The sequence below is a fragment of the Pseudomonas sp. 57B-090624 genome, from assembly GCF_003234055.1.
Classification (GTDB): Bacteria; Pseudomonadota; Gammaproteobacteria; order Pseudomonadales; family Pseudomonadaceae; genus Metapseudomonas; species Metapseudomonas tohonis.
On sequence record NZ_QKRU01000011.1, the window covers coordinates 74926 to 98085 of the forward strand.

General features: G+C 66.0%; 23 protein-coding genes. 15 read left to right on the plus strand and 8 right to left on the minus strand.

Annotated elements, in window-relative coordinates; genetic code table 11:
• Positions 1 to 62 precede the first annotated feature (62 nt).
• Both DMX10_RS07485 and DMX10_RS07490 read right to left on the minus strand, forming a co-directional pair.
• Positions 63 to 899, minus strand: coding sequence for an HDOD domain-containing protein (locus DMX10_RS07485; RefSeq protein ID WP_111260507.1), 837 nt, complete (start codon positions 897 to 899; stop codon positions 63 to 65).
• A 36-nt stretch (positions 900 to 935) separates the two neighbouring features.
• Positions 936 to 1877, minus strand: coding sequence for a folate-binding protein YgfZ (locus DMX10_RS07490; RefSeq protein WP_111260508.1), 942 nt, complete (start codon positions 1875 to 1877; stop codon positions 936 to 938).
• Between the two features lie 120 nt (positions 1878 to 1997).
• On the opposite strand from DMX10_RS07490, the gene DMX10_RS07495 reads away from it, so the two are divergent.
• Together DMX10_RS07495 and DMX10_RS07500 are read left to right on the plus strand one after the other, a co-directional pair.
• The gene (locus DMX10_RS07495; RefSeq protein WP_111260509.1) at positions 1998 to 2252 is read left to right on the plus strand and encodes a succinate dehydrogenase assembly factor 2; all 255 of its coding nucleotides are present in this window, start codon (positions 1998 to 2000) and stop codon (positions 2250 to 2252) included.
• The gene (locus DMX10_RS07500) at positions 2236 to 2688 is read left to right on the plus strand and encodes a protein YgfX (protein ID WP_111260510.1); all 453 of its coding nucleotides are present in this window, start codon (positions 2236 to 2238) and stop codon (positions 2686 to 2688) included. The genes DMX10_RS07495 and DMX10_RS07500 overlap by 17 nt, the downstream gene beginning before the upstream one ends.
• On the opposite strand, the gene nadB is transcribed toward DMX10_RS07500, so the two are convergent.
• The gene (nadB, locus tag DMX10_RS07505) at positions 2657 to 4273 is read right to left on the minus strand and encodes an L-aspartate oxidase (RefSeq protein ID WP_111260511.1); all 1617 of its coding nucleotides are present in this window, start codon (positions 4271 to 4273) and stop codon (positions 2657 to 2659) included. The two genes, DMX10_RS07500 and nadB, sit on opposite strands and share 32 nt — an antisense overlap.
• Before the next feature lie 372 nt (positions 4274 to 4645).
• Between nadB and rpoE the strand changes: the two genes are divergently transcribed.
• From rpoE to pdxJ, 11 genes are all read left to right on the plus strand, one after another.
• Positions 4646 to 5227, plus strand: a complete 582-nt coding sequence (gene rpoE / locus DMX10_RS07510; RefSeq protein WP_021221243.1) for an RNA polymerase sigma factor RpoE — start codon at positions 4646 to 4648, stop codon at positions 5225 to 5227.
• 31 nt (positions 5228 to 5258) lie between these two features.
• Complete coding sequence (locus DMX10_RS07515) at positions 5259 to 5849, plus strand: sigma-E factor negative regulatory protein (protein WP_111260512.1); 591 nt, start codon at positions 5259 to 5261, stop codon at positions 5847 to 5849.
• An 8-nt stretch (positions 5850 to 5857) separates the two neighbouring features.
• Complete coding sequence (locus DMX10_RS07520) at positions 5858 to 6817, plus strand: MucB/RseB C-terminal domain-containing protein (protein ID WP_111260513.1); 960 nt, start codon at positions 5858 to 5860, stop codon at positions 6815 to 6817.
• Positions 6818 to 7029: 212 nt separating this feature from the next.
• Positions 7030 to 8457, plus strand: coding sequence for a DegQ family serine endoprotease (locus DMX10_RS07525; protein WP_178082926.1), 1428 nt, complete (start codon positions 7030 to 7032; stop codon positions 8455 to 8457).
• Positions 8458 to 8608: 151 nt separating this feature from the next.
• Positions 8609 to 10408 carry a translation elongation factor 4 gene (lepA, locus tag DMX10_RS07530; RefSeq protein WP_111260515.1) on the plus strand — a complete coding sequence of 600 codons (1800 nt, stop codon included), beginning with the start codon at positions 8609 to 8611 and terminating at the stop codon, positions 10406 to 10408.
• A 5-nt stretch (positions 10409 to 10413) separates the two neighbouring features.
• Positions 10414 to 11268, plus strand: a complete 855-nt coding sequence (lepB, locus tag DMX10_RS07535; protein ID WP_111260516.1) for a signal peptidase I — start codon at positions 10414 to 10416, stop codon at positions 11266 to 11268.
• Positions 11269 to 11378: 110 nt separating this feature from the next.
• Positions 11379 to 11756 (plus strand): DUF4845 domain-containing protein, encoded by a 378-nt coding sequence (locus tag DMX10_RS07540; protein WP_111260517.1) that lies wholly within the window; start codon positions 11379 to 11381, stop codon positions 11754 to 11756.
• Positions 11753 to 12442, plus strand: a complete 690-nt coding sequence (rnc, locus tag DMX10_RS07545) for a ribonuclease III (RefSeq protein WP_111260518.1) — start codon at positions 11753 to 11755, stop codon at positions 12440 to 12442. Before DMX10_RS07540 ends, rnc begins: the two co-directional genes overlap by 4 nt.
• Complete coding sequence (gene era / locus DMX10_RS07550) at positions 12435 to 13337, plus strand: GTPase Era (RefSeq protein WP_111260519.1); 903 nt, start codon at positions 12435 to 12437, stop codon at positions 13335 to 13337. Before rnc ends, era begins: the two co-directional genes overlap by 8 nt.
• Positions 13338 to 13340: 3 nt before the next feature.
• A complete protein-coding gene (gene recO / locus DMX10_RS07555) occupies positions 13341 to 14039 on the plus strand; it encodes a DNA repair protein RecO (RefSeq protein ID WP_111260520.1) in 699 nt (232 codons plus the stop codon).
• A complete protein-coding gene (pdxJ, locus tag DMX10_RS07560; RefSeq protein ID WP_111260521.1) occupies positions 14032 to 14781 on the plus strand; it encodes a pyridoxine 5'-phosphate synthase in 750 nt (249 codons plus the stop codon). Before recO ends, pdxJ begins: the two co-directional genes overlap by 8 nt.
• 197 nt (positions 14782 to 14978) lie before the next feature.
• On the opposite strand, the gene cmoB is transcribed toward pdxJ, so the two are convergent.
• The 3 genes from cmoB to DMX10_RS07575 are packed head-to-tail and all read right to left on the minus strand — an operon-like array spanning position 14979 to position 17414.
• Positions 14979 to 15947 (minus strand): tRNA 5-methoxyuridine(34)/uridine 5-oxyacetic acid(34) synthase CmoB, encoded by a 969-nt coding sequence (gene cmoB, locus DMX10_RS07565; RefSeq protein WP_111260522.1) that lies wholly within the window; start codon positions 15945 to 15947, stop codon positions 14979 to 14981.
• Positions 15944 to 16720 (minus strand): carboxy-S-adenosyl-L-methionine synthase CmoA, encoded by a 777-nt coding sequence (gene cmoA, locus DMX10_RS07570; protein ID WP_178082927.1) that lies wholly within the window; start codon positions 16718 to 16720, stop codon positions 15944 to 15946. The genes cmoB and cmoA overlap by 4 nt, the downstream gene beginning before the upstream one ends.
• Positions 16721 to 16772: 52 nt before the next feature.
• Positions 16773 to 17414: a lysoplasmalogenase gene (locus tag DMX10_RS07575; protein WP_111260524.1), complete on the minus strand. Its 642-nt coding sequence runs from the start codon at positions 17412 to 17414 to the stop codon at positions 16773 to 16775.
• 174 nt (positions 17415 to 17588) lie between these two features.
• Here DMX10_RS07575 and DMX10_RS07580 point away from each other — a divergent pair, with 174 nt between their 5' ends.
• Positions 17589 to 19286 (plus strand): diguanylate cyclase, encoded by a 1698-nt coding sequence (locus DMX10_RS07580; RefSeq protein ID WP_111260525.1) that lies wholly within the window; start codon positions 17589 to 17591, stop codon positions 19284 to 19286.
• Positions 19287 to 19358: 72 nt separating this feature from the next.
• Here the strand turns inward: DMX10_RS07580 and DMX10_RS07585 are convergent, their stop codons facing one another.
• Both DMX10_RS07585 and lon read right to left on the minus strand, forming a co-directional pair.
• On the minus strand, positions 19359 to 19757 hold the full coding sequence (locus DMX10_RS07585; protein WP_111260526.1) for a protease inhibitor I42 family protein: 399 nt from the start codon (positions 19755 to 19757) through the stop codon (positions 19359 to 19361).
• A gap of 71 nt (positions 19758 to 19828) precedes the next feature.
• Entirely contained in the window at positions 19829 to 22228 is a 2400-nt protein-coding gene (gene lon, locus DMX10_RS07590) for an endopeptidase La (RefSeq protein WP_111260527.1), read from the minus strand.
• Between the two features lie 167 nt (positions 22229 to 22395).
• Between lon and DMX10_RS07595 the strand changes: the two genes are divergently transcribed.
• Positions 22396 to 23148: an AraC family transcriptional regulator gene (locus DMX10_RS07595; RefSeq protein WP_111260528.1), complete on the plus strand. Its 753-nt coding sequence runs from the start codon at positions 22396 to 22398 to the stop codon at positions 23146 to 23148.
• Positions 23149 to 23160: the final 12 nt, after the last annotated feature.

Here is a 23160-nt window from a genome sequence, read left to right on the forward strand (position 1 = left end):
TCCTTGGACTCCGGAATGACCGGAGTCTAGCGACGTTTTCGCGGATGCGCGTTGCAGCAGTATTACTGCAGCATGCCCATGGCCGCTTCCATGGCGGCGGAGAGGTCTTCGTCGGCCTGCATGTCCACCTGCGGGTCGAGGCCCAGCTTGGCGAACGCCGGGATCTGGCTCCAGTCGAGCTGGGTGTAGGGGTGCTCGCTGCCCAGGTAGCTCTGCAGGGTGGCGACCTGGACGATGTCGACGTAGTCGGCCTTGGGCGAGTTGCGGGTGAAGTCGAGGAACTGGCTCGGCACCTGGGCGATCGGTTCGGGGAATTCCCAGGCACGCAGGATGCGGTCGCCGATGATCGGGTGGATGCGCTCGATCACGTGGTTGAGGCTGATGGAGTCGGCCAGCAGCTCGTAGTGTTCCTCGGCGTAGGTGAGGATCGGCAGCACGCCGATCTGGTGCACCAGGCCGGCCAGGGTCGCCTGGTCCGGGGCGAGGCGGGTGTAGTGGCGGCAGAGCACGTGGCAGATGCCGGCGATCTCGGTGCTCTTGTTCCACACTTCGCGCATCTTGCGGTCGACCACGTCGGAGGTGGCCTGGAACATCTGCTCCATGGCAAGGCCCGTGGCCAGGTTGCAGGTGTAGTTGATGCCGAGACGGCTGATGGCCATCTGCAGGTCGGTGATTTCCTTGTTGGTACGCAGCAGCGGGCTGTTCACCACCTTGATGATGCGCGCGGTGAGGGCGGCGTCGTTGCCGATCACCTTGGACAGGGCCGGGATGCTGACATCCGGGTCTTCGGCAGCTTCGCGCACCTTGAGCGCGACTTCGGGAAGGGTGGGCAGGACCAGCTCATCGTTGTCGATGGCGTTGATCAGGTCTTGTTGGACGCGTTCTGCAAGCTTGCTCATGGATGCTCTCTTGAAAAGGGGACGGGCCGGTGCTGTCTAGCGCTGAATCTCGCGGTCGGCATCCAGGGTATAGGGCAGTGTCAGCAGGTCGAGGGTAGGGCCATCGGCCATCCCCAGGTGGATCCGTCCGTCATTCACCGCATCTTCCTGGAGTACGGCGAGCAATTCGAATCCCTGGCCTGTCGGTGCGGCCAGCACCACCTCGCCCACGCTGCTCGAATGCACGGGCGAGAAGAGTTCGGTGCCCGGCGCCGGGCGTTCCCCGGCGGACAGGGCGAGGCGTTGCAGGCGGCGCTTGAGCTTGCCCAGGTACTGCATGCGGGCGACGATTTCCTGCCCGGTGTAGCAGCCCTTCTTGAAGCTGACGCCGCCGACGGCCTGGAGGTTGATCATCTGCGGGATGAACAGCTCGCGGGTGGCGGCGAAGACCTGGCCGACGCCGGCGCGGACCTGGGCGAGCAGCCAGGCGTCCAGGGGCGCCTCGGGCAGGTGCGCGGCGATGCGGGTGCGCAGGGCCTCGGCTTCGGAGCGTGGGGCCCAGAGTTCACTGCGACCGTCGGACAGGCGCAGGGCGATCAGGCCGTTGGCGCGGGCGACGCTGTCGGCGTCCTGCGGCAATTCGAGGCCCAGGCCCTGCAGCACGTCGTCGCCCCGGGCGAGGCCGAAGCGCACCCAGTCGGGGCTTTCGTCACCGAGGGTAGACTTGGAGAACACGGCGTATTTCTTCAGGTCGGCCAGTTGCGCTTCCAGCAATTGGGCATCGAGCGCCAGCAGGAAGCCGTCGCCTTCGGCGAGGATGCGGAAGCTGGAGACCATGCGGCCCTTGGGGGTGCAGCGGGCGCCGAGGCTGGTGGTGCGCTCGTCCAGGTAGGCGAGGTTGCAGGTGACCTGGCCCTGGAGGAACTTGGCGGCGTCCACGCCACGTACGGCGAGCAGGCCTTCGTGGGTGAGCGGGCAGAAGAATGCTGAGTCGGCCATCGGTGATCGCAGGAATTGGGGTCTGGGGCGTCATGATAGAGCCCGCCATGCCGGTTGTCAGCGGGTGCCGCATGCGGCTCGGGTCGTTATAATGCCGGCCTCTTCCCTGGAGGCGCTCTGATGGCCGACGCAACTGAACTGAACCGACTCTTCTGGCACAGCCGCCGCGGCATGCTGGAGCTCGATGTGCTGCTGGTACCTTTCGTCCGGGAGGTGTACCCGAGCCTCGATGAGACGGACCAGGCGCGCTTCCGCAAGCTGCTCGAATGCGAGGACCAGGACATGTTCGGCTGGTTCATGCAGCGCGGTGAGCCGGAAGATTCCGACCTGCGGTACATGGTGAAAATGATCCTGGACCGTGTCCAGCCCAAGTAGCGCCTTCGAATGCCACTGGCGCCCTTCGCGGCGCCTGCTGGTGCTCTACCTGTCGCTGTTGTCCCTGGCGTTGGTCGCCGTGGCCTGTGCCGAGCTGCCCCGGTGGGTGCAGCTGGCTTGCCTCTTTGCCTGCCTGGCTCATGCGGCCTGGACCTTGCCGCGCCAGGTGCTGCTGGCGTCTGCCTCATCCATCCGTGGTTTGCGCCTGGACGCCGACGGCTGGCGTCTGCGGCGCCACGACGGGCAATGGTGCGCCGTGCGCCTGAGCCCGGACAGCCTGGCGCTGCCCATGGCGGTGCTGCTGGTCTATCGCCCCGAGGGCGCGATCATGACGCGGGGCCTGTGCATCCCCGCGGATTCACTGGATGCGCGGAGCCACAGGCGCCTGCGCGTGCACCTGCGCTTCAATCGCCATAGATGGGTGGCGCCAGGATAGTGTCGCGGGCTTCGGGCAGCTGGTCGGGATAATCGAGCGTGTAGTGCAGGCCGCGGCTTTCGCGGCGTTGCATGGCCGACTCGATCATCAGTTCGGCGACCTGGGCCAGGTTGCGCAGCTCGATCAGGTCGCGGCTGACCTTGTAGTTGGAATAGAACTCGTCGATCTCGCTGAGCAGCAGGCGCACCCGGTGCTGGGCGCGCTGCAGGCGCTTGTTGGTGCGCACGATGCCGACGTAGTCCCACATGAATCGCCGCAGTTCGTCCCAGTTGTGCGCGATGATCACGTCCTCGTCCGAGTCGGTGACCTGGCTGGCGTCCCAGGCCGGGAGGCGGGCGGGCAGGGGGATGGTGTCGAGCTGGGCGAGCATGTCGTGGGCGGCGGCGCGGGCGTAGACGAAGCATTCCAGCAGCGAGTTGCTGGCCATGCGGTTGGCGCCGTGCAGGCCGGTGAAGCTGGTCTCGCCGATGGCGTAGAGGCCGGGGATGTCGGTGTGGCCATCGCGGTCGACCACCACGCCGCCGCAGGTGTAGTGGGCTGCGGGGACCACGGGGATCGGCTGGCGGGTGATGTCGATGCCGAAGTCCAGGCAGCGCTCGTAGACGGTCGGGAAGTGGCTTTTGACGAACTCGGCCGGCTTGTGGCTGATGTCCAGGTAGACGCAGTCGATGCCCAGGCGCTTCATCTCGTGGTCGATGGCGCGGGCGACGATGTCGCGCGGGGCCAGTTCGGCACGGGGGTCGAAGCGCTGCATGAAGCGTTCACCGTTGGGCAGCTTGAGCAGGCCGCCCTCGCCACGCACCGCTTCGGTGATGAGGAAGCTCTTGGCTTGCGGGTGGTAGAGGCAGGTGGGGTGGAACTGGTTGAACTCCAAGTTGCCCACCCGGCAGCCGGCGCGCCAGGCCATGGCGATGCCGTCGCCACAGGCGCCGTCGGGGTTGCTGGTATAGAGGTAGACCTTGGCCGCGCCGCCGGAGGCGAGGGCGGTGAAGCGGGCGCCGTAGGTGTCGACTTCGCCACTGGCGCGGTTGAGCACGTAGGCGCCGAGGCAGCGATGCCCCTCGAGGCCGAGCTTGCGCTCGGTGATCAGGTCGACGGCGACGCGTTGTTCCAGCAGTTCGATGTTCGGGCGCCGGCGGGCCTGTTCCAGCAGGGTGTTGAAGATGGCGGCGCCAGTGGCGTCGGCGGCATGGATGATGCGTCGATGGCTGTGGCCGCCCTCGCGGGTCAGGTGGAATTCGAAGCCACCGTCTTCGCGGGCGTTTTCGTCCTCACGGGTGAAGGGCACGCCCTGGTCGATCAGCCACTGGATCGCCTGGCGGCTGTTCTCGACGGTGAAGCGCACGGCGTCTTCCCGGCACAGGCCGGCGCCAGCGACGAGGGTGTCCTGGACATGGGAATCGACGGTGTCGGTGTCGTCCAGGACCGCCGCCACACCCCCTTGTGCCCAGTAGGTTGACCCGTTGGAAAGGTCACCTTTACTCAATACCGCGATGCGCAGGTGCTCGGGCAACGTCAGCGCCAGGGTGAGGCCGGCGGCACCGCTGCCGATCACCAGGACGTCGTGCTGAAAGTGTTGGCTCATGTCGGGATCCCGCGTAAATGCGGCCACTAGTATATAGAGGGGGTGGGCGGCACAATAGCGGGCTTATGTCCGGCAGAGAATCCCGGGAACTTTCTTAGTCCCCCTGGTTTCTTACATCCGTCGCACATGAGGTGACGTGCTTGCTGAGTTGTGCCGCGGAGCGTTTCCTGCGTTCCTGGCAGCGGCAAATCAGGCGAAAAATTATCCGCGCAGCAGTGGCCAGTGCTCTGCTGCGCGATTCCGTGCAAGACGGAAACAGTCTTGTAGGAAGCTTGCTTGGAGGGGAGAACTTTTGCGCAACGCCCGAGTCTATTTTGGCAAGCCGATCCAGTGGCTGGCGCAGTGCCCCTCGAGCTCCAACGAGGAGTGTCCATGCTAACCCAGGAACAGGATCAGCAACTGGTCGAACGGGTGCAGCGAGGCGACAAACGAGCTTTCGATCTTCTGGTGCTGAAGTATCAGCACAAGATTCTGGGTTTGATCGTGCGATTCGTCCACGACGCCCAGGAAGCTCAGGATGTTGCTCAGGAGGCCTTCATCAAGGCCTATCGCGCACTCGGGAATTTTCGCGGTGACAGTGCTTTCTATACATGGCTGTACCGCATCGCCATCAACACGGCGAAGAATCATCTGGTGGCGCGCGGTCGGCGCCCGCCGGATAGCGATGTGAGTGCCGAGGATGCGGAGTTCTACGATGGCGACCATGCCCTCAAGGACAACGAATCACCGGAACGTGCATTGCTGCGGGATGAGATCGAAGGCACCGTCCATCGGACCATCCAGCAACTGCCGGAAGATTTGCGTACTGCGCTGACTTTACGTGAATTCGATGGTCTGAGTTACGAGGACATTGCCAGCGTCATGCAATGCCCGGTTGGTACGGTTCGCTCGCGTATTTTCAGGGCGCGAGAAGCTATCGATAAAGCCCTGCAACCTCTGTTGCAGGAATCCTGAGACAGCGGCGACAGCTAAGAGAGGAATCGCCATGAGTCGTGAAGCCCTGCAGGAATCGCTGTCCGCGGTAATGGATAACGAAGCGGATGAACTGGAGTTGCGACGTGTGCTCGCGTCCAGCGGCGATGAGGAGCTCCGTTCCACCTGGTCTCGCTACCAGATAGCGCGTGCCGTCATGCACAAGGAACTGATCGAGCCGCGCCTCGACATCGCTGCTGCGGTTTCCGCCGCGTTGGCTGATGAGGCGGTGCCGGCACAGGCCGCTCGTGGTCCTTGGCGCAGCCTTGGGCGCCTGGCGGTTGCCGCTTCGGTGACGCTGGCCGTGCTCGCTGGTGTGCGCATGTATAACCAGGACGAGGTGGGTGCTCAGCAGTTGGCCCAGCAAAGCGCTCCGCAGCCGGTGATCAGTGCGCCGCAAGCCAGCAAGGACACCGTTCTTGCCGGTTACAGCACTGACTCCCAAGGCGTGCGTCCGCCGCTGTCCGGTGCCGCGCAAGCGACCTCGGGTTGGCACGATCAGCGCCTGCCGGCCTATCTGCGCCAGCATGCCCAGCAGGCCGCCATGAGTGGGTCTGACAGTGCGCTGCCTTATGCGCGCGCCGCCAGCCTGGAAAGCCGCTAAGGAGAAACATGCGCGCATTTCCACTCTTCGTGTTGCTCGGCGGTGGTTGGCTGGCTCAGGCCGCCCACGCCGCCGATGCACAGGACTGGCTGAAGCGTCTCGCTGACGCCGAGCAGCGGCAGAATTTCCAGGGCACCTTCGTCTATGAGCGAAGCGGCAGTTTCTCCACTCACCAGGTCTGGCATCGCGTCGATGCCGGCAAGGTGCGTGAGAGGCTGCAGCAACTCGATGGGCCCGCCCAGGAAATCCTCCGTGTGGATGGACGTACCGAGTGTGTGAGTGGGGCGCTTTCCGACCAGATGGTCGATGGCCAGGTCTGGCCGGCCCGCGATCTCGACGTCGCCCAGGTGGCAAAGTCCTATGACCTGAGCCTGGTGGGTGAGTCGCGGGTGGCGGGGCGCCAGGCCGTGGTGCTTTCCCTCAACCCGCGCGACCAGCATCGGTACGGCTTCGAATTGCATTTGGACCGGGAGACCGGCCTGCCGCTCAAGTCGTTGATGCTCAACGAGAAGGGCATGTTGCTCGAGCGTTTCCAGTTCACCCAGATCGACACCACGCAAGCACCCAGCGACAGCCAGCTTCAGGCGGGGCAGGGCTGTGAGCCCGTGCGCTACGCCGAGGCGCCGAAGGCCCTGGCCAACAGCTGGCGCTCCGATTGGCTGCCGGAAGGGTTCGCCCTCACCAGTGCTGTCCAGCGTCGTAGCCCGGTGTCGTCGGATCCGGTCGCTTGCCTGCTCTATGGCGATGGCCTGGCGCGCTTCTCGGTCTTCCTCGAGCCCCTGCACGGTGCGTCCGTGGAAGATGTGCGGGTCGAGCTTGGTCCGACCGTTGCCGTATCCCGTCGGCTCGGCACCAGCGAAGGTGACGTGATGGTGACGGTGGTGGGCGAAATCCCCGTGGGAACTGCGGAGCGTATCGCGTTGTCTATGCGTACGGCCGGAACCGCAGCCCCCCAGGCGGCCCAGTGAATTGAGCGACGCCGGGGCGGAGCGGCCATGTCCATGCGAGCCCGTCTGGGTTCATGGTCTGAGCGCTCCTCGGCGTTGGTCCCCGCAAGCGAATTCTTGGTTATGGTGTATCGGGCTGGGGGATTTCCCCGGCCCGAATTGCGTTTGCCCGCCGGGCCGTTCGGCTCGTCACGGGTTCACATTCCTCGTTTCATGACGGGAGCTGTATGTCGATGCTAAGCATGAAATCCTGCATGTCCGCGGTCGCGGCCCTGCTGCTGCTCGGTCAAACCCTTGTCGCCCGGGCAGAGCTGCCCGACTTCACCCCGCTGGTGGAGGAGGCCTCTCCGGCGGTCGTCAACATCAGTACGCGGCAGAAGCTTCCGGATCGCGCCGTTGCCGGCAACCAGGCCATGCCCGACCTGGAAGGCCTGCCGCCCATGCTTCGCGAGTTCTTCGAGCGCAGCATGCCGCAGATGCCGCGTAACCCGGGCGGTGGTCGCCAGCGCGAGGCGCAGTCCCTGGGCTCGGGTTTCATCATTTCCAAGGACGGTTACGTCCTGACCAACAACCATGTGGTGGCCGACGCCGACGAGATCATCGTGCGCCTGTCCGACCGCAGTGAGCTCGAAGCCAAGCTGATCGGTGCCGACGCGCGCACCGACGTGGCCCTGCTCAAGGTCGAAGGCAAGGACCTGCCCATCGTCAAGCTCGGCAAGTCCGACGCCCTGAAGGTCGGCAGCTGGGTGCTGGCCATCGGCTCCCCCTTCGGCTTCGACCACTCGGTGACCGCCGGTATCGTCAGCGCCAAGGGGCGCAGCCTGCCGAACGAGAACTACGTGCCCTTCATCCAGACCGACGTGGCCATCAACCCGGGTAACTCCGGTGGCCCGCTGTTCAACCTGGACGGCGAGGTCGTGGGCATCAACTCGCAGATCTTCACCCGCTCCGGCGGCTTCATGGGGCTGTCCTTCGCCATCCCGATCGACGTTGCCATGAGCGTCGCCGACCAGCTCAAGGCCGAGGGCAAGGTCAGCCGCGGCTGGCTCGGCGTGGTGATTCAGGAAGTGAACAAGGACCTGGCCGAATCCTTCGGCCTGGACAAGCCCGCCGGTGCCCTGGTGGCCCAGGTGCTCGACGACGGTCCCGCCGCCAAGGGCGGCCTCCAGGTCGGCGACGTCATCCTCAGCATGAACGGCCAGCCGATCGTCATGTCCGCCGACCTGCCGCATCTGGTCGGTGCCCTCAAGCCGGGTAGCAAGATCGACCTCGACGTGGTCCGCGAGGGTTCGCGCAAGAAACTGGCGCTGACCATCGGTTCCCTGCCCGAAGATGGCGAGGAAGTGACCTCCACTGGCGCGCCGCAAGGTGCCGAGCGCAGCAGCAACCGCCTGGGCGTGCTGGTCGCCGAACTGTCCGCCGAGCAGAAGAAGAGCCTCGACATCAAGGGCGGTGTGGTGATCAGGGAAGTTCAGGACGGTCCCGCCGCCCTGATGGGCCTGCGTCCGGGTGACGTGATCAGCCACCTGAACAACCAGTCCATCGACTCGGTGCAGACCTTCGCCAAGGTGGCCAAGGAACTGCCGAAGAATCGCTCGGTGTCCATGCGCGTGCTGCGCCAGGGCCGTGCCAGCTTCATCACCTTCAAGCTTTCGGAGTAATCCGATGCACTGAAAAAGGGCGACCCGGGTCGCCCTTTTTCATGTCTGCGCTCCGCCATGCGGACGTGACGCCCGCGCTGCCGATCAGGTAAACTCCCCGGCTATTTTTCGGCAAGCAACCGGCTTGCGGCTTTTTTCGAGTGTCGACCCCGTGAGTGACCTGAGTCATATCCGCAATTTTTCGATCATCGCCCACATCGACCATGGCAAGTCGACCCTGGCCGACCGCTTCATCCAGATGTGCGGCGGCCTGTCCGATCGCGAGATGGAGGCCCAGGTGCTGGACTCCATGGACCTGGAGCGCGAGCGCGGCATCACCATCAAGGCCCACAGCGTGACCCTGCACTACAAGTCGCAGGATGGTAAGACCTACCAACTGAACTTCATCGATACCCCCGGCCACGTCGACTTCACCTATGAAGTCAGCCGCTCGCTGGCCGCCTGCGAAGGCGCGCTGCTGGTGGTGGATGCCGGCCAGGGTGTCGAGGCGCAATCGGTCGCCAACTGCTACACCGCCATCGAGCAGGGCCTGGAAGTGATGCCGGTCCTGAACAAGATGGACCTGCCCCAGGCCGAGCCCGAGCGGGTCAAGGAAGAGATCGAGCACATCATCGGCATCGACGCCACCGACGCGGTGCCGTGCAGCGCCAAGAGCGGCATGGGCGTGATCGACGTGCTCGAGCAACTGGTCAAGGTCATCCCGCCGCCCGAAGGCGAGATCGACGCGCCGCTGCAGGCGCTGATCATCGACTCCTGGTTCGACAACTACCTGGGCGTGGTCTCCCTGGTCCGCGTCAAGCACGGCCGGGTGAAGAAGGGCGACAAGATCCTGGTGAAATCCACCGGCAAGATCCACCAGGTGGACAGCGTCGGCGTCTTCACCCCCAAGCACACCGAGATGGCCGACCTCAAGGCCGGTGAAGTGGGCTTCATCATCGCCGGCATCAAGGACATCCTCGGTGCCCCCGTGGGCGACACCCTGACCCTGTCCAACACCCCGGATGTCGATGTGCTGCCGGGCTTCCAGCGCATCAAGCCGCAGGTCTACGCCGGCCTGTTCCCGGTTAGCTCCGACGACTTCGAGGACTTCCGCGAAGCGCTGCAGAAGCTGACCCTGAACGATGCCGCCCTGCAGTACGAGCCGGAAAGCTCCGAGGCCCTGGGCTTCGGCTTCCGCATCGGCTTCCTCGGCATGCTGCACATGGAGATCATCCAGGAGCGCCTGGAGCGCGAGTACGACCTGGACCTGATCACCACCGCGCCCACCGTTATCTTCGAAGTGGTGCAGAAGAACGGCGAGACGATCTACGTCGACAACCCGTCCAAGCTGCCCGACCTGTCGTTCATCGAGGACATGCGCGAGCCCATCGTGCGTGCCAACATCCTCGTGCCCCAGGAACACCTGGGCAACGTCATCACCCTGTGCATCGAGAAGCGTGGCGTGCAGCGCGACATGCAATTCCTCAGCAGCCAGGTTCAGGTTTGCTACGACCTGCCGATGAACGAAGTGGTACTCGATTTCTTCGACCGCCTGAAGTCCGTGAGCCGCGGCTATGCGTCCCTGGACTACAGCTTCGACCGTTTCCAGTCGGCCAACCTGGTCAAGCTGGACGTGTTGATCAACGGTGAGAAGGTCGATGCCCTGGCGCTCATCGTGCACCGCGATCAGGCCCACTACAAAGGCCGCGCGCTGACCGAGAAGATGAAGGAGCTGATCCCACGGCAGATGTTCGACGTGGCGATCCAGGCGGCGATCGGTGGTCAGATCGTCGCGCGTACTACCGTCAAGGCGCTCAGGAAGAACGTTCTGGCCAAATGCTACGGCGGCGACGTGAGCCGTAAGAAAAAGCTGCTGGAAAAGCAGAAGGCCGGTAAGAAAAGGATGAAGCAGGTCGGCAGTGTGGAGATTCCACAGGAAGCCTTCCTCGCAGTGCTCAAAGTGGATAGCTAGGGTCTATGTCGATCAATTTCCCGCTTCTGTTGGTTCTCGCCGTGGCTGTCTGCGGCGTGCTCGCTCTCATCGATCTGGTTCTGCTGGCTCCGCGCCGGCGCTCCGCGATTGCCGCCTACCAGGGGCAAGTCAGCGAGCCCGACCCGGAGGTGATGGAAAAGCTCGACAAGGAGCCCTTGCTGGTGGAATACGGCAAGTCCTTCTTCCCGGTGCTGGCCATCGTGCTGGTGCTGCGGTCGTTCCTGGTCGAGCCTTTCCAGATTCCGTCCGGGTCGATGAAGCCGACCCTGGAGGTGGGGGATTTCATCCTGGTCAACAAGTTCGCCTACGGCATACGCCTGCCGGTGGTGGACACCAAGGTGATCGAAGTCGGCGACCCGCAGCGTGGTGATGTCATGGTGTTCCGCTATCCCAGCGATCCGAACATCAACTACATCAAGCGCGTGGTCGGCCTGCCGGGCGACCGCATCGCCTACAGCAGCGACAAGCGCCTGACCGTCAATGGCGAGCAGGTGGCCGAGAAACTGGTCGGCGACGAGCCCGGCACCCTGGGCAGCTCCCGCCTGTACGAGGAGAAGCTGGGCGAGGCCGAGCACCTGATCCGCAAGGAAATGAAGCGCTATCGCATGGAGCCGGGCAAGGAGTGGGTGGTGCCGCAAGGGCATTACTTCATGATGGGCGACAACCGCGACAACTCGAACGACAGTCGCTATTGGAACGACCCCAACATTCCCAAGGACCTGCTCGGCATGGTTCCGGACCGCAACATCGTCGGCAAGGCCTTCGCCGTGTGGATGAGCTGGCCGGACCCGAAGATGAACAACCTGCCCAACTTCTCCCGCGTAGGCCTCATTCACTGAGGCCAGCCGACTTTCGCTTTTGCGGCGCTGTTCAACGCAGCGCCGCCCGCTATATATAGTCTTGCAACGGGCCAGCCGGCCCGCATAACAACACCGACATTGAGGTCATCATGACGTTTGCGCATTCGCAGAGGGGCTTGTCGATACTGGGCTGGCTGGTTGTCCTGGCCATCGTGGCGTTCCTGGCCAGCACTGCTTTCAAGGTCATACCGCATTACATGGACTATTACGCGCTCGAGAAGCTCATCAAGTCCGTGGAGAACGAAAAAGGCCAGGCCATCTCCACGCCGCGCGATTTCCTGGACTACGTGCGCAAGGGCATGATGGTCAACAGCATCCGTGACATCGACCTGGAGAAGGCCCTGCAGGTCAAGGTCGAGAACAACGACTTCTATGCCACGCTGAAATACGAAAAACGCGAGCCGCTGATCGAGAACCTCGACCTGGTGGTGCATTTCGACAAAGAATTCCGTGTGCGAGTCCCGTGAGCGTATCCCTCAGCCGTCTCGAGCGTCAGCTCGGCTACACCTTCCAGGACCAGGGTCTGATGACCCTGGCCCTGACCCATCGCAGCTTCGCCGGGCGCAACAACGAGCGCCTGGAGTTCCTCGGTGATGCCATCCTCAACTTCGTCGCCGGCGAGGCGCTCTACGAGCGCTTTCCCCAGGCGCGCGAAGGCCAGCTCTCGCGCCTGCGCGCCCGCCTGGTCAAGGGCGAGACCCTGGCACTGCTGGCCCGGGGCTTCGAGTTGGGCGAATACCTGCGCCTGGGCTCCGGCGAGCTGAAGAGCGGTGGTTTCCGCCGCGAGTCCATCCTCGCCGATGCGCTGGAAGCGCTGATCGGGGCCATCTACCTAGATGCCGGCATGGATTGCGCGCGTGAGCGCGTGCTGGCCTGGCTGCACAACGAGTTGGAAGGCCTGACCCTGGTCGATACCAACAAGGACCCCAAGACCCGCCTGCAGGAATTCCTCCAGTCGCGGGCCTGCGAGCTGCCCCGCTATGAAGTGGTGGATATCCAGGGCGAGCCCCATTGCCGCACCTTCTTCGTCGAGTGCGAAGTCGCCCTGCTGAATGACAAGACCCGAGGCCAGGGTGCCAGCCGACGTATCGCCGAACAGGTGGCGGCGGCGGCAGCACTGGTGGCCCTGGGCGTGGAGAACGGCCATGACTGAATCGAACAACCCGCGCTGCGGCTACGTGGCTATCGTCGGGCGTCCCAACGTTGGCAAGTCCACGCTGCTCAACCACATCCTCGGGCAGAAGCTCGCGATCACCTCGCGCAAGCCCCAGACCACCCGACACAACATGCTCGGCATCAAGACCGAGGGCGAGGTCCAGGCCGTCTACGTCGACACCCCCGGCCTGCACAAGAACAACGAGAAAGCGCTCAACCGCTACATGAACAAGACCGCCTCGGCCGCCCTCAAGGACGTCGACGTGGTGATCTTCGTAGTGGACCGCAACCGCTGGACCGACGAGGACCAACTGGTGCTCGAGCGCGTCCAGTACGTCCAGGGCCCGGTGATCCTGGCCATCAACAAAACCGACCGCCTGGACGACAAGGCCGACCTGATGCCGCACCTGGCCTGGCTCCAGGAGCAACTGCCCAACGCCGAGGTGGTGCCCATCTCCGCCCAGCAGGGGCACAACCTCGACACCCTCGAGCGCCTGGTCGCCGAGCGCCTGCCCGAGGGCGAGCACTTCTTCCCCGAGGACCAGATCACCGACCGCAGCAGCCGCTTCCTCGCCGCCGAACTGGTGCGCGAGAAGATCATGCGCCAGCTGGGTGCCGAACTGCCCTACCAGATCACCGTCGAGATCGAGGAGTTCAAGCAGGAAGGTCGCATCCTCCATATCCACGCGCTGATCCTGGTGGAGCGCGACGGCCAGAAGAAAATCATCATCGGCGACGGTGGCGAGCGCATCAAACGCATCGGCCAGGAGGCGCGCAAGGACATGGAGGTGCTGTTCGACTCCAAGGTCATGCTCAACCTCTGGGTCAAGGTGAAGGGCGGCTGGTCGGACGACGAGCGTGCCCTGCGTTCCCTGGGCTACAACGACCAGTAACCGATGCAGACCAGTGCGCAACCGGCCTTCGTGCTGCATAGCAGGGCCTACCGCGAAAGCAGCGCACTGGTGGATTTCCTCACCCCGGAAGGTCGCCTGCGCGCCGTCCTGCGGGGTGCGCGGGGCAAGGCCGGTACCCTGGCCCGGCCCTTCGTGCCGCTTGAGGTCGAATTCCGCGGCCGCGGCGACCTGAAGAACGTGGGGCGCCTGGAAGGCGCCGGCATCCCCCACTTCCTCACCGGCGAGGCCCTCTTCAGCGGGCTCTACCTCAATGAGCTGACCATCCGCCTGCTGCCGGCCGAAGCGCCGCACCCCGCGCTGTTCGACCACTATGCCGCGACCCTCCAGGCCCTGGCCGCCGGCCGACCGCTGGAGCCGCTGCTGCGCGCCTTCGAATGGCGCCTGCTGGACGAGCTGGGCTATGGTTTCGCGCTGGACCTCGACCTCAGCGGCGCGCCCATCGTCGCCAGCGGTATCTACCGCCTGCTGCCCGACGCCGGCCTGGAGCCCGTCGGTCAGTTGCAGCCCGGCCTGTTCCAGGGCGCCGAGCTGCTGGCCCTGGCCGAGGCCGACTGGAGTGCCCCCGGTGCCCTCGCTGCGGCCAAGCGCCTGATGCGCCAGGCCCTGGCGCCCCATCTCGGCGGACGGCCGCTGGCCAGCCGCGAACTCTTCATGACGATCAAGGAACCTACCCGTGACTGAAGCCAACCGTGTTCTGCTCGGCGTCAACATCGACCACGTCGCCACCCTGCGCCAGGCCCGCGGCACCCGCTATCCGGACCCGGTGAAGGCCGCCCTGGATGCCGAGGAGGCAGGCGCCGACGGCATCACCGTGCACCTGCGCGAGGATCGCCGACACATCCAGGAGCGCGACGTGCGCGTACTCAAGGAGGTCATGCAGACCCGCATGAACTTCGAGATGGGCGTGACCGAGGAAATGCTCGCCTTCGCCGAGGAAATCCGCCCCGAGCACGTCTGCCTGGTGCCGGAAACCCGCCAGGAACTGACCACCGAAGGCGGCCTCGACGTTGCCGGCCAGGAAGCGCGGATCAAGGCCGCGGTCGAGCGCCTGGCCCGCCTGGGCAGCGAAGTCTCCCTGTTCATCGACGCCGACCCGGTGCAGATCGAAGCGTCCCATCGCGTCGGTGCCCCGGCCATCGAGCTGCACACCGGCCGCTATGCCGACGCCCACACCCCGGAGGAGGCTGCCCGTGAGCTGCAGCGCATCCGTGAAGGCGTGGCCCTGGGCCTGAAGCTGGGCCTGGTGGTCAATGCCGGCCATGGCCTGCACTACCACAACGTCGAGCCGGTGGCCGCCATACCCGGCATCAATGAGCTGAATATCGGTCACGCCCTGGTGGCCCACGCGCTGTTTGTCGGCTTCAAGCAGGCGGTGGTGGAGATGAAACAGCTGATCCAGTCGGCGCAAGCGTCACGAGCTTGAAGCTTGAAGTGCCGTGTAGGGTGGGTCGGGCGGCGTTCCGCGAGCGTAGCGAAACCCGCGCGGTCGCGGTTCGATATGACTCCGAAAGGGTGGACCGGTGAAGCGGGGTCCACCCTACGCCCAGGCTGTGAAAGCAGATAGGCCCGGGGGTTGACGATCTCCACCGATCCCCCAGGCTCTTCCAGCTTCCAGCTGCTTTAAGGCTTGCGTGCCACCACCACCGCCCGTGCCGGGGCAGGGAGCCCCTCGATCGTGCGGCTGTGGTCGGCGGGGTCGAGGAACTCGGGCAGCGACTGGAAGCGCATCCACTCGGTGCTGCGCTGCTCGTCGACGCTGGTGACGCTGACGTCCACGCAGCGCACATCGACGAAGCCTGCACGGCGCAGCCACAGTTCCAGCGCCGGCACCGATGGCAGGAACCACACGTTGCGCATCTGCGCATAGCGGTCCTCGGGCACCAGCACCTGCTGGGCGTCGCCTTCCACCACCAGGGTTTCCAGCACCAGCTCGCCGCCACGCACCAGGCAGTCCTTGAGGTCGAACAGGTGGTCGATGGGCGAGCGGCGGTGATAGAGCACGCCCATGGAGAACACCGTGTCGAAGCCCTCCAGCCTGGCCGGCAGCTCTTCCAGGGCCAGGGGCAGGTGCCAGGCTGGCAGGTCCGGCAGGAAGCGCTTCATCGCCAGGAACTGGCAGAAGAACAGCCAGTTGGGGTCGATACCCACCACGCTCTCGGCGCCGGCGCCGAGCATGCGCCACTGGTAGTAGCCGTTGCCGCAGCCCACATCCAGCACCCGCTTGCCGCGCAGGTCGAGGTGCGGCGAGACCCGTGTCCATTTCCAGTCCGAGCGCCATTCGGTGTCGACGTGCACGCCGAACAGCTCGAAGGGCCCCTTGCGCCAGGGGATCAGCCCCTGCAGGGCCGCCTTCAGCGTGGCGCGGGTGGCGTCGTCGCAGGGGCCGTCGAGGGCGAAGCGCCGGGCCAGCTCCACGCTGGTCGGGGCCAGCGCGGGCAGGGCCTCCACCGCCGCGCCCCAGCGCGCCAGGTCACCGTGGCCGACGGCCAGCTTGGCGTCGAGCTGGGCGGGCAGGCCGGCGGCCCAGTCCTGCAGCGGGCTGCCCATCAGCGTCTGCTGCAGGGCATCGAGATCGAGCGTACGGATCATGGCAGGGCGATCAGCGAGGCGAAGTTGAGGCACTGGAACCAGGGCACCACGCGGGAGAAGCCGGCCGCCAGCAGGCGTTCGCGGTGCTCCTCCAGGCTGTCCGGGCGCATCACGTTCTCCAGGGCGCTGCGTTTCTGGGCGATTTCCAGCTCGCTGTAGCCGTTGGCGCGCTTGAAGTCGATGTGCAGGTCGGTGAGCAACTCGTGCTCCGCCGCGTCGTTGAAGCGCAGCTTCTCCGAGAGGATCAGCGCGCCGCCCGGCAGCAGCGCCTGGCGGATGCGCGCCAGCAGCGCCTGGCGCTCCTCGCGGGCGACGAACTGCAGGGTGAAGTTCATCGCCACCAGGGATGCGGGCTCGAAGTCCAGAGCGAGGATGTCGGCCTCCAGGACTTCCACCGGCAGCAGCTCCTGGTACATCGAGTCCTGGGCATGCAGGTATTCGCGGCAGCGCTCGACCATCGCCGCGGAGTTGTCCACGGCCAGCACCCGGCAGCCTTCGCTGCGCACATGGCGACGCAGGGCCTGGGTCACCGCGCCGAGGGAGGCGCCGAGGTCGTACAGGCGGGTATTGGGTTGCGCGAAGCGGGCGGCCAGCACGCCGATGTTCTCGACGATGGTCGGGTAGCCCGGCACCGAGCGCTTGATCATGTCCGGGAACACCTTGACCACGTCCTCGTTGAACGCGAAGTCGGTGACTTGTGCCTGAGGCGTGGCGTAGATGCGGTCGGGGTTGTGCTTCACGGGGCCGGTACCAGCTGGTGGAAAGGCCGGCATTCTAGCCAAGACCGCGCCCGGCCAGAATCCCGGCGTGCCGATCGGTCGAAAATCAGCGTCGCCCGTGCAGCACCGCCGAGGCGACGATGCCCAGCTGCCCCAGCCAGTAGGTGAGCATGATGGCCAGCCCGGCCGCCTCGAAGGGCGCCACGAAGCGGTTGATTCCCAGCAGGCTGTCCGAGACCACGAAGCACAGCGCCCCCGCCGCCGCGACCCGCACCGAACGCCGCCCCGGCTCGCTGGTGCCCAGGCGGGCCAGGGCGCGCCAGAGCATCGCGCTGATGGTCAGGGCATAGAGCGCCACCGGCACCAGCAGGCCGCCGAGGCCGCCCCGGGCCAGCACCGCGAACATGCCGATGCCGAACAGGGCCGCCGCCAGCAGTGCCAGGGGCGCCAGGCGCCGGGTATCGGACAGGTAGGCGCCGATATAGGCCAGGTGGCCGAGCAGGAAGGCCGCCAGGCCGAAGACGAAGAAGTCCGGCGACCCCTGCAGGAGCATGTCGCCGGCCAGGCACAGCAGCAGGCCCAGCACCACCCAGCGTCGATAGTGGCCGGGTGGGGCGCTGCGCGACAGCCAGGCGAGGAGGGCGAGGATGGGCACCGGCTTGGTCAGCAGGCACAGGGTCGACAGGTTGTTGGCATCTCCATACAGGTAGGCCAGCGCACCGGCCAGCCCGATCAACAACCACGGCATGGAGAGCTCCTCGTGCTGGGGGGGGGAGGGCGCCGTGCGGCGGCCCGGCGGGCTTCATGGCCCTGCGCCAGTCTGCGCATCGACGCGATCGGGCTCCAGGCGCAAAACGCCAGGTGCAGTCGCCGATTGCGCCGCTAGACTGAAAACGCACCCCGCTACGAGGACAACGATGTGATGAAGACGGTGACTCGTCTGCAGGCCGGATTCCTGCTGGCGATCGGCATGCTGGCACTCAATATCGTGCTGCCGCTGGCCACCACCCGCTGGGTCGGCAGCGCCGAGCGCCAGCTGGAGCGGCATGAACACACCGCGCGCGAGCTGACCGACCTGCTGTCCTCCCTCAAGGACGGAGAAACCGGCCAGCGCGGATTCGCCCTGACCGGCCGCGACGACTACCTGACCCCGCTCTACCAGGGCTACGGCGATGTCGACAAGGACATGGCGCGCTTCCGCGTCACCCTGGCCGGCGACGAACTGTTCGACGACCTGCAGCTGCTCGCCAGCCTGATCGCCGAGCAGCGCGCGTTCTTCGCCCGGGTCATCGAGCTGCGCCGGAGCGACGGGCTGGCCGCCGCCAGCGAGCTGGTCGGCACCGGCAAGGGCAAGCAACTGATGGATGCGATCCGCCTGCGCCTCGGCGAGATGCAGGGGGTGGTCGAGCAGCGCGTGCTGCTGGCCAAGCAGGAGATCGACTGGCGTGGCTGGGCCGGGATGGCGATGCTGGGGCTGATCACCCTGCTGGACCTGCTGGTGATCGCGCTGCTCTTCCATTTCACCTTCCGCCTGCTGCGCGAGGGCCGCGAGGCCCGTCTGGCCCAGAACCTGCTCAGCGAGCAGCTGAGCCTGGGCATGCAGCGCGTGGAACTGCGCAACCACCAGATCTCGTTGTTGAGCCGCATGGCTGGTGCCCTGCATTCGGTGAACGAGTTCGACGAGTGCTTCGGCATCATCAGCCGCTTCGCCGGCCAGCTGTTCCCGCAGAGCGATGGTTGCCTGCACCTCTACCATCCCTCGCGGGACGTACTCGAAGAAGCCGGCCGCTGGGGCGGCTGGGAGGCCGGCAGCGTCGAGCTGTTCGAGCCCGACGACTGCTGGGCCATCCGTCGCGGGCAGAGCCACCTGGTGCTGGACGTGGACAAGGACCTGGTCTGCCCGCACCTGCACGAACGTCACCTGGCCCGGAACGGGTCGCTTTGCGTGCCCCTCATGGCCCAGGGCGAACCCCTGGGGGTGATGACCCTGTGTGGCGGGGGCACCGACCTGGAGCTGGCCGAAGCCTTCGCCGAGCAGGTGTCCCTGGGCGTGGCCAACCTCAGCCTGCGTGAGAGCCTGCGCCAGCAATCGGTGATGGACGCCCTGACCGGCCTGCACAACCGCCGCTTCCTCGACGAGACCCTGCGCCGCGAATTGCTGCGTGCCGGTCGCAAGCAGTCGCCGGTGATCGTCGTGCTGCTGGATGTGGACCACTTCAAGCGCTTCAACGACACCTTCGGGCATGAAGCCGGCGACCTGGTCCTGCGCCACCTGGCGCTCGAAATGAAGCGCCACGTGCGCTCCAGCGACCTGGCCTGCCGCTACGGGGGCGAGGAGTTCGCCCTGGTGATGCCGGAGATCAGCCTCGAAGATGCCATCGATCGCTGCGAGGCGCTCCGTCTCGGGGTCACGCGCCTGCAGATCCGCTACGGCGGCCAGCCCCTGGGGCCCATCGCCATTTCCCTGGGCCTGGCTTGCTTCCCGGCCGATGGCGAAAGTGCCGATGCACTGCTGCACGCCGCCGACAGCGCGCTGTACCAGGCCAAGCGCGCCGGTCGCAACCAACTGTGCCTGTACCAGGGCATGCGCGGCCAGCACAGCATCACCGCCGAGCCCTAGGCGTGGCGGTGGACTGCATGGGGATTGTGAGCGTTTCGCCAGCAGGGCCCGCCAGGTCGCGGGCCCGCGCGGTCAGTCGACGCTGACCTGGCAATCGAAGGTCTGCTCCGGCGCCACGTCGGCTTCCCAGGGGCGCTGGTAGACCAGCAGCAGACGGCCTTCGCCGCTCTGCGCGGCGTTGAAGCGCCAGGTGGATTCGCCGGCGCCGCCCACCAGGCCGGCTTCCTCCGGCGTGTCGTACACCTCAGGGCCGAGGCTGCGCAGCACGCCTGGCGCGGCGTCCTTCACCACCCAGCGAAAGCCCGTGGTGGGGTTGCTCGGCAGGGTCAGGACCAGCAACTGGCCCTTGTCCAGCTCGATGGGGCAACTGCTCTGTTTCTGCACCACCAGGCTGGTGGATTCGTGGGCGCACGCGGCCAGCAGCATCAGGGCGGCGGGCAGCAGCAGGCGGGGAAGGCGGGCAGGTTTCATGGACGGCTCCGTCGTTCAAGGGCCGGAGCAGCATATCCGCTGCTCCGGCCCCTGGGTAGGCACCGCAGGGCTCAGCCGAACAGCACCTTGGCGACATCCGAGAAGCGCCGGGCGAAATGCACCGTCATGCCCTCGCGCAGGTAGTCCGGCAATTCCTCGTAGGAGCCGCGGTTGGCCTCCGGGATGACCAGTTCGAAGATCTTCTGCCGCCGCGCGGCGATCACCTTCTCGCGCACCCCGCCGATGGGCAGCACCTGGCCGGTGAGGGTCAGCTCGCCGGTCATGGCCACGCCCTTCTTCGGTGCCTGGTCGCGGGCCAGGGAGAGCAGGGCGCTGGCCATGGTGATGCCGGCGCTGGGGCCATCCTTGGGCGTCGCGCCTTCCGGCACGTGGAGGTGGACGAAGGCCTGGTTGAAGAAACCGGCGTCGCCACCGAACTTCTTCAGGTTCGAGCTGATGTAGCTGTAGGCGATCTCGGCCGACTCCTTCATCACCTCGCCCAACTGGCCGGTGAGCTTGAAGCCCCGGTTCAGCGTATGGATGCGCGTCGCCTCGATCGGCAGCGTGGCGCCGCCCATGCTGGTCCAGGCCAGCCCGGTGATCACGCCGGTGCCCGAGAGCAGCTGCTCCTTGCGGAACGGCGGCATGCCGAGGAAGGGTTCCAGATCCTTCTGCGCGACCTTGATCCTGGTCGCCGGGTCCTCCAGCAGCCTGACCACCGACTTGCGGATGATCTTGCCCAGCTGCTTCTCCAGCTGGCGCACCCCGGCCTCGCGGGCGTAGCCCTCGATCACCGCGGTCAGCGCGCCGTCGGTGATCGACAGGCGCTCCTTCGGCACCCCGGTGCGCTCCAGCAGGCGCGGCCACAGGTGGCGCTTGGCGATGGCGTGCTTCTCCTCGGTGATGTAGCCGGACAGGCGGATCACCTCCATGCGGTCCAGCAGGGGCCCGGGGATGGAGTCCAGGGTATTGGCCGTGCACACGAACAGCACCTTGGACAGGTCCATGCGCAGGTCCAGGTAGTGGTCGAGGAATTCGACGTTCTGCTCCGGGTCCAGCGTCTCCAGCAACGCCGACGCCGGGTCGCCCTGGTAGCTGGCGCCGAGCTTGTCGATCTCGTCGAGCATGATCACCGGGTTCATCACCTCCACCTCCTTCAGCGCCTGCACCAGCTTGCCGGGCAGGGCGCCGATGTAGGTGCGGCGGTGGCCCTTGATCTCGGCCTCGTCACGCATGCCGCCGACGCTGAAACGGTAGAAGGGGCGCCCCAGCGATTCGGCGATCGACTTGCCAATGCTGGTCTTGCCCACGCCGGGCGGGCCCACCAGCAGCACGATGGAACCGGCGATCTCGCCCTTGAAGGCGCCGACGGCGAGGAATTCGAGGATGCGGTTCTTGATGTCGTCGAGCCCCGCGTGGTGCGCATCGAGCACCTTGCGCGCATGGCCGAGGTCGAGCTTGTCCTTGCCGTACACGCCCCAGGGCACGCTCGTGGCCCAGTCGAGGTAGTTGCGTGTCACCGCATATTCCGGCGAGCCGGTCTCGAGGATCGACAGTTTGTTCAGCTCCTCGTCTATGCGCTTCTTCGCCTGCTCCGGCAGGACCTTGCCCGCCAGGCGCTGCTGGAACTGCTCGGCATCGGCGCTGCGGTCGTCCTTGGTGATGCCCAGCTCCTGCTGGATGATCTTCAACTGCTCCTTGAGGAAGAACTCGCGCTGGTGCTGGCCGATCTTGCGGTTCACCTCGGCGGAGAGCTCGCTCTGCAGGCGCGCCACCTCCACTTCCTTGCGCAACAGCGGCAGCACCTTCTCCATGCGCTTGAGCACCGGAACCGTGTCCAGCACTTCCTGCAGCTCCCGGGCCGGGGCACTGGTCAGCGCGGCGGCGAAGTCGGTGAGCGGCGAGGGGTCGTTGGGGCTGAAGCGGTTGAGGTAGTTCTTCAGCTCCTCGCTGTACAGCGGGTTGAGCGGCAGCAGCTCCTTGATGGCGTTGATCAGCGCCATCCCGTAGGCCTTCACCTCGTCGCGCTGGTCCGCCGGGTTGCGTGGGTAGTCCACCTCCACCAGGTAGGGCGGGCGATGGCGCTTGAGCCAGCCCCGGATGCGCACCCGTGACAGGCCCTGGGCAACGAACTGCAGCTTGCCGCCCTCGCGGCTGGCGTGGTGCACGCGCACCAGGGTGCCGTGTTCCGGCAGGGTGGACGGGTCGAAGTGGCGCGGGTCCTCCGGCGGGTTCTCCATGAAGAACAGCGCCAGGCAGTGGTGGTCGGTCTTGGCCACCAGCTCCAGGGTCTCGGCCCAGGGCTCCTCGTTGACGATCACCGGCAACACCTGGGCCGGGAAGAACGGGCGGTTGTGGATGGGGATGATGTAGACCGTGTCCGGCAATGTCTGTCCGGGCAGGACCAGGCCTGTGCTGTGCGGGGCGGTCGCTTCTTCGACCAGATCGGCGTTGATGTCCTGATCGCTCATTGGGCACCTGGTAGCTGGGAATTTAAGGCGTGTGGTCGGGGCATGTGAGGCAGATGGGGCTGTATCGCGGGCTTTTCAAGCGCCTGGATCGCCCTCGTGCTGCCGGGCGGTGCTGGGCAACGGCTGGCCACTTGCCTAAAATGCGCACATTCTGACCACGACCCGCCATGCTAGTTGCCCGCCTTCTGCGCCTCGATGAACAGGCCCACGCCCACGCACACGGTCATCACCAACTGGTGATGTCCCTGGCTGGCCGCGCCGAATTCGAGGTGAACGGCCGGGGCGGCGAGGTCTGCCGCATGCGCGCCTGCCTGGTGCCGGGGGATGCCGAACACCAGTTCGCCGGCATGGGCGAGAACCGCATGCTGATCCTCGACCTGGACGAGCAGGGCACCAGCAGCGAAGACCGCGAACTGCTCGTGCGCCTGTTCGAGACCCCGCGCTACCCCGAGCTGGACGCCGATTTCCAGAACCTCCTCAGCTACGCCGGCGCCGAGCTGGCGCGCTACGGCAGCGATCCGATCCTCGCCCGCTCCCTGGGGGGCGTGCTGCTGCGGGCCCTGCACCTGCGCCTGTTCGGCGACTCGCCCCGGCGCCCGGTCGGTGGGCTCGACCTCGAGCCCCTCGACGCGCACATCCGCCAGAACCTGGCGCGGCGCATCAGCGTCGCCGAGCTGGCCCAGGTCGCCTGCCTCAGCCCCAGCCATTTCCACGCCCAGTTCAAGGACAGCGTGGGCCTGAGTCCCCACCAGTACCTGCTCAAGACCCGCCTCGATCGCGCCGCCCGGCTGCTGCGCGAAAGCGACCTGGCGCTGGTGCGCATCGCCGAGGAATGCGGCTTCTCCAGCCAGAGCGCGCTGACCAACGCCATGCGCCGCTACCTCGGCCTCACCCCCCGGCGGCTGCGCAGCGGCCATTGAGGCGAAGGTGAT